The following is an 11,743-nucleotide window of genomic DNA, read 5'->3' as shown; positions in this document are numbered from 1 at the left end:
GCTATAAGTATTTTTTTTATACCTCACAAAAAAACAATAAGGATTTTCTTAATGATGAAATCTTTCTTAATTTTGTTAAATTAAACGCCGTCAATATCCACTAATTCATAACTTGGCGGTCATATTGAATATGGCGAACTTGTGAATTTGAACTCTATAGGTGGGATTTATTTATCATTAAAGAATTATCCATTAGCCGAGTATTTCTTGCAAAATGCCTTAAAAATAGCCCAAGAAATATCCGCCTACGACAACGAAAGAGATACTCACGAAAATTTAGCTAAATTATACGAGGAAACCAAACGCCCTTTTTTAGCCCTTCAATCTTTGCGAAGGTACGTACATCTCAAAGATTCACTTTCTCAAACCGAAAATATCAAAGCCTTCTTGCAAAAAGAGTTGCAGTATAATTACGAAAAACAAAAACTCGCTGATAGTATAAGAAATGAGCAAGCTCTTGCCATTAAAAATACTGAAATCGCCAAGCAACAAGCTGAAATCCGTGCCAAAAAAAATGAACAAATTGCTTTATTCGGTGGCTTGTTTTCGGCTCTTGTTTTAGCAAGCGTGCTGTATAATCGGTTTAGAGTTACGAGCAAACAAAAGAAAATTATTGAAAAACAAAAAAACGAAGTAGAAAAACAAAAAGGAATTGTTGAGGCTCAAAAAACTGAAATTGAGCATAAAAATCAAAATATTTTGGATAGTATCCGTTATGCTCAACGCATACAAAACTCTCTAATTCCCAACGATAAAGAATGGTATCAGATTTTCCCAAAAAGCTTTATTTTGTACAAACCTCGCGATATTGTAGCGGGCGATTTTTATTGGTTGGAAGTGCATAATGGAAATGTATTTTTTGCCGTTGCCGACTGCACAGGACACGGCGTACCTGGGGCTATGGTAAGTATGGTGTGCAGTTCGGCTCTTACTAAAATTGTTATTGAAGAAAACATTATTCAGCCCAACCTCATTCTTGAAAGAGCTAAAAAAATTGTTGTGGAAACCTTCTCTAAACATAGCGAGCAAGAAGTTAAAGATGGTATGGAAATCGCTCTTTGTAGTTTTTCGCTCACTAATCCTTATCAACTCTTTTTTTGTGGTGCAAAAAGACCTTTATGGTTATTACGAGAAAACGAAATCATAGAATATGACGGAGATAAAATTCCTGTTTCTCAATTTGAATATCACGAAAAACAGGCTTTTTCGCAAAGTATCATTGACCTAAAACAAAATGACAGAATTTTTCTTTTTTCAGACGGCTATACAGACCAATTCGGTGGCGAAAAAAACAGAAAAATCGGCTCAAAAAATCTTAAAAACTGGCTCAAAGAAAGTGCTTCTATGCCTGTTGCAGAACAAGGCATTTGGCTCAATGAAAAACTAACAAGTTGGCAACAAGATGAAAGTCAAACAGATGATATTTCTTTAATCGGTATTGAAATAACATAAGTATTTCATCAGTCAGCCCGTACAATTTTACTTTTCTAAACTTCATTCAAATCAAATCTAAATTTTCATAGATTATCTCAACTTTTTTCAAGTAATTGTCATTATTTACGACCCATTAGTATTATCATTTCTGCTTTCTTTTGAGACAAAAATCAAAGAAAAATTATTCTGAATAGCAAAAATTCTGTAATTTTTCGTGCCAAAATGTTATGAAAACGAATGAACAAAAATTACCGAAAAATTCTTGTTATTCAAACTGCTTTTATTGGTGATGTTATTCTGGCTACGGCTGTATTAGAAAAATTACACTCCTATTATCCTAATGCTGAAATTTACATTTTAGTAAAAAAAGGTTTTGAAACACTCTTTACAGGACACCCTTTTCTAAAAGCTACTTGGACTTGGGAAAAAGGCAAGCATAAATACAAAAATCTGTGGCAAACTTTGCAAAAAATCCGTGCAGAGCATTTTGATGTGGTTATCAATTTGCATCGTTTTGCTTCATCGGGTTTTTTGATGGCATTTTCAGGGGCAAAAGAAAAATATTGTTTCCGCAAAAATCCTTTCTGGTGGCTTGCGAGCAAAAGTTTTCCGCATAAATTTCGTAAAAATTTTCACGAAATAGAGCGTAACCATCAGCTAATAGCTCACCTTACAGACGAAAAACCTGCTTTACCCCGTCTTTACCCTATTGCTACCGATTATCAGGCTATTGAGCCTTATCTGACTTCCAATTACATCTGCATAGCCCCTGCTTCGGTATGGGCTACCAAGCAGTTTCCCGCTCACAAATGGGTAGAGTTTATTAAAATGCTTTTCCCTTCGGAAATAAACATCTATTTGCTTGGAGCAAAGCAAGATAGCAAACTATGTGAGCAAATTATTACTGAAAGCCACTATCCTTTCATTCAAAATTTAGCAGGCAAATTGAGCCTACTGCAATCAGCGGCACTAATGAAAACTGCTAAAATGAATTACGTAAATGACTCTGCTCCTTTACATTTAGCTTCGGCTGTAAATGCTCCTGTGTGTGCTATTTTTTGCTCTACTATTCCTGATTTTGGTTTTTTCCCTATTTCAGAAAAATCGTATATTGTGGAAACCTCGCAAAAATTGCGTTGTCGCCCTTGTGGTTTGCACGGCTACAAGGCTTGTCCCCAAGAACATTTTGCCTGTGCCGAAACTATTGCGGTAGAAAAGTTAGTAGAAATTTTGTAAAAACTATGTTTCAATGGCTTGCAATAGTGTTTTTTTCACTTTATTGTTGTGTTTTGCAAGCCCAAGCACAAGACAATAGTGTTTTACAAGATACCATTTATACCGTTGCAGAAGTAATGCCTCAGCCCGAAGGCGGTTATGCCAAATTTTACAAATACCTGCAAGAAAATTTGTATTATACCCAAGAGGCTTTGGATAAAAAAATTGAGGGCTATGTGTTTGTTGGTTTTGTAGTAGATAAAAAAGGCAATTTACACAATATCAAGATTATCAAAGGATTAGGGTACGGATTAGATGAAGAAGTAATTCGGGTTTTTTCCGAAAGCCCGCCGTGGGTAGCAGGTTACAACAAAAATACCCCTGTTAATGTCAAAATGACCTTTCAAGTAGTGTTCAAACTGCCAAGATAGACTTTTTTAGCTCATTTCGCCCCGCAAAGAAATAGCCAATAATTTTTCTGTTTCTGTTTTTGGCAAATTTTGCCCTAAAAGAAACATCAATTTAGTAACCGCCGCTTCGGTGGTAATGTCTTTCCCACTCACCACGCCCATATCTGCCAAAGATTTGCTGGTTTCGTATTTGCCTTGCATTACCATTCCTCCATAACATTGCGAAATATTTAGCAAGATTTTCCCTTGCAAAATAGCCTTTTCAAGCGTTTTTAGGAAATACTCGTGAGTGGGTGCATTTCCTGAACCATAAGTTTCAAGAACAATTGCTTGTAAATCATTTTCTAAAAGTGCTTTTTCTAAAAAAATTTCAGGCATACCCGGAAAAATTTTCACTAATCCTACTGAATTTTCCATTTTTGTATGCACCCGAAAAGCCTGTGCAGGCAGAGGCATAATCGCCGAAAAATTGTACTGAATATCAATACCTACTTCTGCCAAATGGGGGTAATTTTGCGAACTGAATGCATCAAAATGGCGGCTCTCTACTTTTCGTGAGCGATTGCCACGCCAAAGAAAATAATCAAAGTAAATGCATACTTCGGGGACAAGGGCTTTGCCTTCGCCATTTCTTGAGCCTGCAATTTCAAGAGCAGTAACAAAATTTGTACGAGCATCATTCCTCGCCTGCCCAATAGGCAACTGAGCCCCTGTAAGAATAACTGGCTTGGCAAGATTTTCAAATAAAAAACTCAAAGCCGAAGCCGTGTAAGCCATTGTATCAGTGCCGTGCAGAATAACAAAACCATCAAATTTTTCGTAGTTTCGCTCAATAATTTCTGCTAAAATAAGCCAATGATTGGGCACAATATTAGAAGAGTCCAATGGTTTATCAAAAGCAATTACCGTAATTTCATAATCAAAGCGATTAAGCTCGGGAATACGCTCTTGGATACGCTCAAAATCCAACGGACTTAACACGCCTTGTGCATTGTAGCCCATTCCTAACGTTCCTCCCGTGTAAATTACCAAAATCGCCGCCTGCGGAGGAAGCGGCGTTGCTGTATTGATAGTAATAGTTCGCATTGGCAGTATTTAGAGATTAGATATCAGATAATAGTAACATCGTTGCTCATAAAAAACTTATTGCAAGTCAAACTTTTAACAAACAATTTTATTTAGGTCTTTTTCCACTTTTGTATCTCGCAGAACCAATAAATCCGCCTGCCCCGTGATAAGCCTCGCAAACAAGCATTAGTTTTCGTTTGCATTGTTTGCAAAACATTTCAATATGAGCATAATCTACATTATCGCCAATATCCGAAGTAATTTCTAAAACCCCTTCTCTTGCGAGCCTATACACTAAATCCAAGTAATTGTTTAACTCCTGACGGCTACCTATTCTTTCATATTTGGGAATATCGCCACAAATACATTTAGACATATATTTCAAGTTTCGGAAGTAGCTTTTCCATAAAGTCTATTCCCAAAAACGCTCTCCCGCCGCCCAACGAAGCATCACTTTGGCTTTTTCATATTTTGCTTGTAAGGCAACGAGTTTTACCTGCAAATCTATCAGTTTGCTTTCACGTGCATTGATAAGAAAAACAGAGCTTTCACCATTCACAAAACGTTGCTGTTCGGCATCACGCAATTTCTGCTGATTTTTCACAATTTCTTCTTGCAAACGCAAATTTTGTTCCATTAGTTTAAGTTCGTTGTACGAGGCTCGTACTTGTGTAAGAATTTGTCGGGTTAGTTGAGTTTGCTCAAATTCCGTTTGGTTGATTTTGAAGCGAGTTTGAAAAATTTTGCCTCTTTCTTTACGTAAAAAAAGCGGGAAACTGGCATCTAAGCCTATTTTATAGTTGTTGGCAAAATAATCGGCATTCATTTCAAATTTCATCGGATTGTACGCCGTAAGTACATTGTAATGCAAATTGATACGAGGTTTTACCCTATCTACCTGAAAGCGTCTTTCAATATCTAAATGAGTAAGTTTGAAGCGAACTTTCTGAATTTCAGGGTGATTTTGCTCGGCAAATTGCAAAAGTTCATTCAATCGGGCTTCGCTGAAAAATCTCAATTTGAGCAATTGTTTCAGGAACGGCGTTTTCGGGTAATTCTACGGGCAAGTTTTCATTCCATAAATGCACAGAAAGTAAAAGCCCTGCATTACGGAAATCTATTTCGGCTTGGCGAAGTTGGATAGTACGCTCTTGAAGTGTGATTTTTGCTTCCACAGAATCAATAGCCGCCGCCTCTCCAAATTGAATCATCTGCTTGATAAAGTTGTAACGCTCTTCGGCAAGCTCATAACCTTTACGAATAAAACGCAACTCATTGTAGCGAGCATACCATTCCCAATAATCTTTGGTAGCAGAAAAGAAAAGTTTATTGAGTTCTTTAATTCTTTCGGCTTCTGCGATTTGTTGCATTACTTGGGCTTGCCGAAGGGTTGCACGACGAGCATCAATAAGCAGATTTTGCCCCAATGGAATGCTAATACCTGCATACACCAAACCTCTATCAGGCGATTTATTTTCGGTATCAATGAGTTCTCCTTCGTTGAGTTCGTAGCCTGCTTTCAGTTCTCCAATCCAAATGGGAGCTTTCAGACGGCTATCCCAATAGCTGTAATAAAATTTATCTTTGAGCGTCTTTTGGAGGTAATCTACTTCCAATTTAGGGTCAAAATTTCCACGAGCTATGCGGATTTCTTCTTGGGCAATTCGTGGGAAAAGGTCTATCTGCTTGACAATCGGGTGGTGGCGAAGCATTTGAGCATACAAATCTCGCAAAGAAAATACTTGCAGAGTATCTTGGGCGAAAAGACACCTTGCAAATAAAACAAGCAAACAAAGAAATAAATTTTTTTTCATAGCACAAGCTACTTGTATAAATTTTGACAAAATTGTGAAAAAAATTTCACAATTTACTTGCTTTTAAGAATAATATTGTTTTACAGCTATTTTACACAGCCACATTCAATTTATTATCCTTCTACCTATTATTAAAGATTTAACTTAAATCTACCTATCAGTTTCTAACGTTATTTTGACAATAAACGCAACAAATGTTGCACTCTATCAGATTTATATTCTCCCTCTTTGAAGCAAGATTGGTTGAGCATACGTTCATCATTTTTATTAGTTATTTTTTTACTGATTTCATCAATGTGCATAACTAAAAAGTGTTCCTGAAACAAAAACCACTTTTCCAACAAGTCTAAATAATCCTGCCTTTGTGTAATCCTGTTTTGGGGCTCACTCAAAAAAGTCAGCTCATTCATAAAATGAGGGGTAGCAATTGTATTGATAATCTCTAAAATCGCCTCCATTGTACCTTCTACACCTGAAAGATAATCCCAAAATTCTCCTGCTAATAAAATTTCATTTTCATCAAAATACTTAGTAAAACCGACACTATAATCCATAAAGCGTTTTTTATTGTAACCACAGGGGATATCGCTTAGAGGGTCAAAGGGAAAAGCTAAGAAATAACTAATGTTTTTTTGTGGATATCTATTTTTTAATGCAGCTTTTGCTTCTAGAATTTTTTGTTTTTCTACTCTAAATATACCTTTGTTAGGCTTTACGGTTTTTATTTCAATACACACAATTTCAGTGTCGTTTTCATAAAATACATCTGCTGTAAAATCTGTACCCTCTACAAGATTACTTGTAAGCACTTTCTGAAAAATCATATTATTTTCATTAGCTAAAGAAGGCATTTTGTTACCGTTGCTCAAATCAGTAATAATTTTTGAAATGAAATCTTTTTGCTCTTGTTCAATCGGCAAATTATTCCTTTTACTGGTAGTGAATTCTCTTTTTTCTCCCCCGCAAAGAATGTGAGCAGTATTTTCAAAGAAAGATTGCCCCAAACTCGTATTTAAGCCGTGCAACCAACTACTTAAACTAATGAGCGTAGGAATAGATGAAACTTTACCATTCAAATTATATGAAAAAGCCTTTACAAACGCTTCGTGAAAAGGTGCATTACGATTGCTACTAACATCATTAGGAAATTTTTCAAACTGATGGTAAAGAGTTCTAATAACCTGAACAGCAATTTTTTCTTTCAATGTATTGCTAATTGTCATATTGAATTTCTTTTTAGATGAAAAATAATCTCTGAATATGCACCCTTATCTTTTTCAGTTCTATTTAGCACAGGTCGTTTATATTGATTAACAATTTGCATACCTGCCATTTCAGCAATTTGTGAATAAAGATTAAACTTATCATTGGCTACTAAAAAAACATCATAATCATCAGCTAAAAATTTTTTGCAATTATTGAGTACATTAGCAATAGCTTTTACATAATCTTGTTGAGCTTGTTTAGTTTGCTTTTTAGACATAGAGCCGATTTCCTGTTCATCTTTACGTTCAAAGCCGAATAAATCATAGGCGTAGGCGTGCTGTTCGTGATAGTCAATCAAACCTACATACGGCGGACTTGAAAAAATACCCCTAATTTTTTTTTGTTTGACTAATTCGTAAAAATCAAAATGTTTTTTTTCTAATTCTGCCAGAATATCTATGGTTTCCGAATTGCCGTTTAGACAATATTGGAAGGTGTTTGTTCGTAATTTTGAAAACTCTGCCAATCGTTGAATAGTATCTTTGCAGTATCTTTCCCACCACGAGAGTATAGAAAACAAAGGTTTACATATTTTGCCGTGTTTGGCACAATAGTATGGAGTGGTTACAGGTTCTACCAAAGTTGCCAAATCTGCGTGAGTTGTTGCTCTACAACTACGAATAGTACGACTCAGAATCACCGTGAGTACATTTTTTACCTGTAAATCTTGCACTTCTTTAATTTGCTCAAAAACAAAATCAATCTCATTGCGAACTGTTTGTAAGTACCATTTTTCCAAAAAGGTGTTTTGTTTATCTTGTTTAACTTTGATTTGATATTTGGTTATCAATTCATAAAACTTTTTCAAAACAATTTTTTCGTGTAATTCGGTATAGCTTTCTTCGTCAATTTCTTTTTTTCTTACCTTTATCTTAAATTCAGGTGAGGGAAAGTATTTCTTATCGTAATCGGTCAAAAATTCGGCGAGTTCTTTTTCAAAAGCAAGATGTGATGAATTAGCCACAAATTTTTTAAGAGCTTTACTTATTCTTTCAGTTTCTTGATAAAGTTCTGTAAAATCTACTTTTGAAATTTTAACATTACTAATCAACGCATTAAAAGCTGATATATCTACCCCAATAGCATGTATTCCTAACTCATTTGCTTGCACCAAAGTTGTTCCACTGCCACAAAAAGGGTCAAGCACAATATCTTCTTTGTTGAAAAAGACTTGTTTTTTGAACTCATCTGTATGTCCATCTAAAAAATACTCTACCAATTGGGGAATGTATTTCCCCTTGTAAGGATGCAAACGATGTACATGTTTCGTAGTTTCAGCCTCTTTAAGATGCTCAAAGCTCAATGACCAGTTCAAATCATCGCCTAATTTCTTTTTCCAATCCAACTCTCTGCGACCATAGAAATTTTCATAATATTTGATAAGTTCTTGCTTGCTAATCAGAGTTAAGCCATTATTATCAACCTTTGGTACTCTGCCGTAGTTTAACAAGTAAGTAATATTTGAAACCGTTACGTTTTTGTTAATATATTTACTGGCAAAATCTGCCGCTTCTCTAATGGTAAATAAAGTTGATGTTTCAGATATTTTTTCCTCTTTGATAGTATTTATTTGCAGTTGCTTTTCCATTTTTATCTGATTTTATTTACAAAAGTAGTAAATTCGCACATTCTTTGAAAATCAACAAGTAAAAAACTTATGCCACAAGTTTTCATCACAGGAGCCACGGGACTTTTAGGAAGCTACCTTGCCAAAGGATTTGTAGATAAAGGTTATGCTGTAAAAGCTCTCAAAAGAGATAGTTCAAAAATGGACTTTTTGGGTGAATATGCTCATAAAATAACTTGGATAGAAGGAGATATTTCGGATTTAGTTATTTTAGACAAAGCCATAGAAACGGGCGATATGGTTATTCACTCGGCGGCGGTAGTTTCTTTTGATAGTGCCGATAAAGATTTGATGATGAAAACCAATGTAGAAGGTACTGCCAACGTAGTAAATACCTGTTTGAGCAAGGAAATAAAAAAATTGATTCATATTAGCTCAGTGGCGGCTTTGGGTAAAAAAAAGGGACAAACCTACGTAAATGAAGAAAGTCGTTGGGAAGATTCAGACTGGAATACGAATTACGCTCAAAGCAAATATCTTTCGGAATTGGAGGTTTGGCGAGGTATCAATGAAGGTTTGCCCGCTGTAATTCTCAATCCTTCCTTGATTTTTGGAGCAGGTAAATGGCAACAAACCAGCCTAAAAGTATTTGATTACATTGCCAAAGGCGGAAAAATGTACCCCACAGGCACCGCCAATGTAGTTGATGTACGCGATATTCTCAAAGCAGTGTTGTATTTAGCAGAAAGTAACATCACGGGAGAGAGATTTATTTTAAACGGACATACTTTAAGCTACAAAGAACTTTTTGAAAAAATAGCAAATTTAATGAATAAAAAGCCTCCGTTCTTGAAGGTAAGTCCTTTTTTAGCTGAAATTGCTTGGCGGATAAGCAGTTTAATAGCTCTTTTTACCTTCCGCCGACCTTTTATCAGCAAAGAAACAGCTCGCAATTCTCAAAGGCAAATTGTTTATCAAAATGAAAAAATCCGAAAATTTATACCTGATTTTAGTTTTACACCTTTACAAGAAACATTGGAATGGGTAGTAAAAAATAAGCAATAGCTTTACTCTATCTGATACGCTTTACTTACGATTTCGTGTATAATCTTATCCAAATCTTGGGTAGCTTGCAAGAGATAATCAAAATATTTCTGATTTTCTTCACTCATTTTGGATTTATCCATCAGTTGCATCAGACCTAAAATATTTGCCACAGGTTTGCGAACTTTGTGCGACTGAATATAAGCAATTTCACGAAGTTGTCTATTTTGCTTTTCTAAAATCAACTCGTATTTTTTACGTTTATCAATATCAGAGGCATTGTACGAGACACCAATCAGATTGCCTTCCTCATCATAGGCAGGAAAAAAAGAAACCAAAAACCAGTACTGCTCACCATTTTCAAGGTCTATGCAAAGCTCTTCAACAATGGTTTCGCCTTGCAAAGTTCTTTTGACATAGTTCTGAAAATCGGTTTCGCGAGTAGGTACAACATACTTTCTGAAATCATCGCCTTCTTTCATTTCTGCTCCAAAGAAAAGTTTTACATTCTCAAAGGCTTTTTTATTGAAAGAAAGTACCTTAAAATCGGGTGAAAGGAGGACATTGTTATCATTGGTACTATCTACAATGGCTCGGAGCTTGATTTCCGAACTTTTAAGTTTATCTTGTATGCGTTTTTTTTCATCAATATCCAAAGTTACCAGCGAAACTCCCAGCACCCGCCCTGCTTCATCATATACGGGGGCATATTTCATTTTCAGCCAAAGTTTTTTTCCTTGGAACTCTCTTTCTCGCTCCAATTCAAATGTTTCGCCTTGCATAGCTCTTTTGAAAGCCTCTGTAAAATCTGAGTGGGCTTCGGGCATTACAAAGTCTAAAAAATTATCATTTTCGCTTAAATTTTTATTAAAAATCATCTGCGAGAGTTCTTGTGCTTTTTGATTACACAGAAGCACTTTGAAATCGGGACTGATAAGCACCTGACTATACTCCGAGCTTTCCAACAATGCTCTCAACTTGGTAGCATTGGCTTTGATAAGTTTCTGACTCTCTGCTAAAAAGGAAACGTCATAACCAATTCCTAAAATACCACAAACTTCCCCTCTCTGATTTTTGAAAGCGGAAAAATCCCAATGGGTAAGGTAAAACCCCTGCTGATTGGCTGTTTTTTTGCGTAAATAAAGTGAAAAGTTTTTTTCGGGATATTGAAAGCACTTATCTACCGTATCTTTGCAAAGCTGATGGTCATCGGGGGCAATGGTATGCAAGCAAGAAGTACCCAGCACTTCGTTTTCAAAAATAAAATTTTTCCTGAAAATTTCATTATGATACAAGTAATTTTCTTGCAAGTCTATGACAACAACCGCCAATATTTCACTATTGACTAAATAAGAAGGAAGTAACGCCTCAATTTCAAGGTTCGTCATTTAGTAAAGTTTAGAGCGAAAAGTATTCAAAAAAAGTTCTATTGTCAAACATTTTTCTTTCATATTAGTAACTGAAGTTGTTTAGGATTGAAAAAGATTTCCAATGAAAGTTGTATATTTAGGTGCTGAAACTAAAATATTACTTTTCATGGAAATCTTAAGCAAAGATAATATAAAAAGGTATATAATACCACATTTACAAGTAGGAAGTTTCGGGAAATCTTTAGAGCCTGAATTTATGGTTGAAATAGTATCAGCCATTCTTTATCGGTTGAAAACAGGGGTGCAATGGCGTTTTTTACCTGTAAAGTCTTTTTTTAGTTCAAAAAGTTTGACTTGGCAAGGGGTTTATTATCATTTTCGGGAGTGGATAAAAGACGGTTCTTGGACACAGGTATGGATAAATTTATTGCTTGAACATCGCCGAGATTTGGACTTGTCTTGTGTGCAGTTAGATGGCAGTCATACACCTTGTAAGCGAGGCGGTGCTGCGGTGGGGTATCAGGGACGCAAAGCAAGTAAGACGAGTAATACACT

12 protein-coding genes are annotated in these 11,743 nt (G+C 35.6%); 5 read left to right on the top strand and 7 right to left on the bottom strand.

The annotated features are described in order from the left end of the window. The first annotated feature begins 147 nt into the window (after positions 1 to 147). The 3 genes from Rain11_RS13045 to Rain11_RS13035 all read left to right on the top strand — a co-directional run bounded on the left by Rain11_RS13045 (position 148) and on the right by Rain11_RS13035 (position 3,080). Complete coding sequence (locus tag Rain11_RS13045) at positions 148 to 1,452, top strand: SpoIIE family protein phosphatase (RefSeq protein ID WP_165778146.1); 1,305 nt, start codon at positions 148 to 150, stop codon at positions 1,450 to 1,452. A 219-nt stretch (positions 1,453 to 1,671) separates the two neighbouring features. After that, on the top strand, positions 1,672 to 2,670 hold the full coding sequence (locus tag Rain11_RS13040) for a glycosyltransferase family 9 protein (RefSeq protein WP_101359812.1): 999 nt from the start codon (positions 1,672 to 1,674) through the stop codon (positions 2,668 to 2,670). Positions 2,671 to 2,675: 5 nt separating this feature from the next. Further along, entirely contained in the window at positions 2,676 to 3,080 is a 405-nt protein-coding gene (locus Rain11_RS13035) for an energy transducer TonB (RefSeq protein WP_101359811.1), read from the top strand. A gap of 6 nt (positions 3,081 to 3,086) precedes the next feature. On the opposite strand, the gene Rain11_RS13030 is transcribed toward Rain11_RS13035, so the two are convergent. The 6 genes from Rain11_RS13030 to Rain11_RS13005 form a co-directional block, all read right to left on the bottom strand. Continuing rightward, a complete protein-coding gene (locus Rain11_RS13030) occupies positions 3,087 to 4,145 on the bottom strand; it encodes an asparaginase (RefSeq protein WP_101359810.1) in 1,059 nt (352 codons plus the stop codon). A gap of 88 nt (positions 4,146 to 4,233) precedes the next feature. After that, the gene (locus tag Rain11_RS13025) at positions 4,234 to 4,503 is read right to left on the bottom strand and encodes a hypothetical protein (protein ID WP_101359809.1); all 270 of its coding nucleotides are present in this window, start codon (positions 4,501 to 4,503) and stop codon (positions 4,234 to 4,236) included. A 36-nt stretch (positions 4,504 to 4,539) separates the two neighbouring features. After that, on the bottom strand, positions 4,540 to 5,145 hold the full coding sequence (locus Rain11_RS13020) for a TolC family protein (protein WP_165778145.1): 606 nt from the start codon (positions 5,143 to 5,145) through the stop codon (positions 4,540 to 4,542). After that, positions 5,114 to 5,941: a TolC family protein gene (locus Rain11_RS13015; RefSeq protein ID WP_101359807.1), complete on the bottom strand. Its 828-nt coding sequence runs from the start codon at positions 5,939 to 5,941 to the stop codon at positions 5,114 to 5,116. The genes Rain11_RS13020 and Rain11_RS13015 overlap by 32 nt, the downstream gene beginning before the upstream one ends. 170 nt (positions 5,942 to 6,111) lie before the next feature. Further along, on the bottom strand, positions 6,112 to 7,164 hold the full coding sequence (locus Rain11_RS13010; protein WP_101359806.1) for a TdeIII family type II restriction endonuclease: 1,053 nt from the start codon (positions 7,162 to 7,164) through the stop codon (positions 6,112 to 6,114). Beyond that, positions 7,161 to 8,795 (bottom strand): DNA methyltransferase, encoded by a 1,635-nt coding sequence (locus tag Rain11_RS13005; protein WP_207764458.1) that lies wholly within the window; start codon positions 8,793 to 8,795, stop codon positions 7,161 to 7,163. Before Rain11_RS13005 ends, Rain11_RS13010 begins: the two co-directional genes overlap by 4 nt. 69 nt (positions 8,796 to 8,864) lie before the next feature. Here Rain11_RS13005 and Rain11_RS13000 point away from each other — a divergent pair, with 69 nt between their 5' ends. Beyond that, positions 8,865 to 9,839: an SDR family NAD(P)-dependent oxidoreductase gene (locus Rain11_RS13000; RefSeq protein WP_101359805.1), complete on the top strand. Its 975-nt coding sequence runs from the start codon at positions 8,865 to 8,867 to the stop codon at positions 9,837 to 9,839. 2 nt (positions 9,840 to 9,841) lie between these two features. Here the strand turns inward: Rain11_RS13000 and Rain11_RS12995 are convergent, their stop codons facing one another. Continuing rightward, positions 9,842 to 11,206 (bottom strand): PAS domain-containing protein, encoded by a 1,365-nt coding sequence (locus tag Rain11_RS12995; RefSeq protein ID WP_101359804.1) that lies wholly within the window; start codon positions 11,204 to 11,206, stop codon positions 9,842 to 9,844. A gap of 148 nt (positions 11,207 to 11,354) precedes the next feature. Here Rain11_RS12995 and Rain11_RS12990 point away from each other — a divergent pair. Beyond that, positions 11,355 to 11,743: transposase (locus tag Rain11_RS12990; RefSeq protein WP_165778144.1), on the top strand; the 389-nt coding region annotated here is incomplete at its 3' end.

Origin of the sequence: Raineya orbicola (genome assembly GCF_002843425.1) — a bacterium.
GTDB lineage: Bacteria > Bacteroidota > Bacteroidia > Cytophagales > Thermonemataceae > Raineya > Raineya orbicola.
The sequence above is the reverse complement of the archived record's forward strand: the minus strand, read 5'-3'. Positions and strand labels throughout refer to the sequence as shown.

Excerpts from the sequence above, each read along its gene's own strand:
- Rain11_RS12995 (WP_101359804.1), bottom strand. The coding sequence starts at position 11,206 with ATGACGAACCTTGAAATTGAGGCGTTACTTCCTTCTTATTTAGTCAAT.
- Rain11_RS13035 (WP_101359811.1), top strand. The coding sequence starts at position 2,676 with ATGTTTCAATGGCTTGCAATAGTGTTTTTTTCACTTTATTGTTGTGTT.
- Rain11_RS13040 (WP_101359812.1), top strand. The coding sequence starts at position 1,672 with ATGAACAAAAATTACCGAAAAATTCTTGTTATTCAAACTGCTTTTATT.
- Rain11_RS13005 (WP_207764458.1), bottom strand. The coding sequence starts at position 8,795 with ATGGAAAAGCAACTGCAAATAAATACTATCAAAGAGGAAAAAATATCT.
- Rain11_RS13015 (WP_101359807.1), bottom strand. The coding sequence starts at position 5,941 with ATGAAAAAAAATTTATTTCTTTGTTTGCTTGTTTTATTTGCAAGGTGT.
- Rain11_RS13030 (WP_101359810.1), bottom strand. The coding sequence starts at position 4,145 with ATGCGAACTATTACTATCAATACAGCAACGCCGCTTCCTCCGCAGGCG.
- Rain11_RS13000 (WP_101359805.1), top strand. The coding sequence starts at position 8,865 with ATGCCACAAGTTTTCATCACAGGAGCCACGGGACTTTTAGGAAGCTAC.
- Rain11_RS13010 (WP_101359806.1), bottom strand. The coding sequence starts at position 7,164 with ATGACAATTAGCAATACATTGAAAGAAAAAATTGCTGTTCAGGTTATT.
- Rain11_RS13025 (WP_101359809.1), bottom strand. The coding sequence starts at position 4,503 with ATGTCTAAATGTATTTGTGGCGATATTCCCAAATATGAAAGAATAGGT.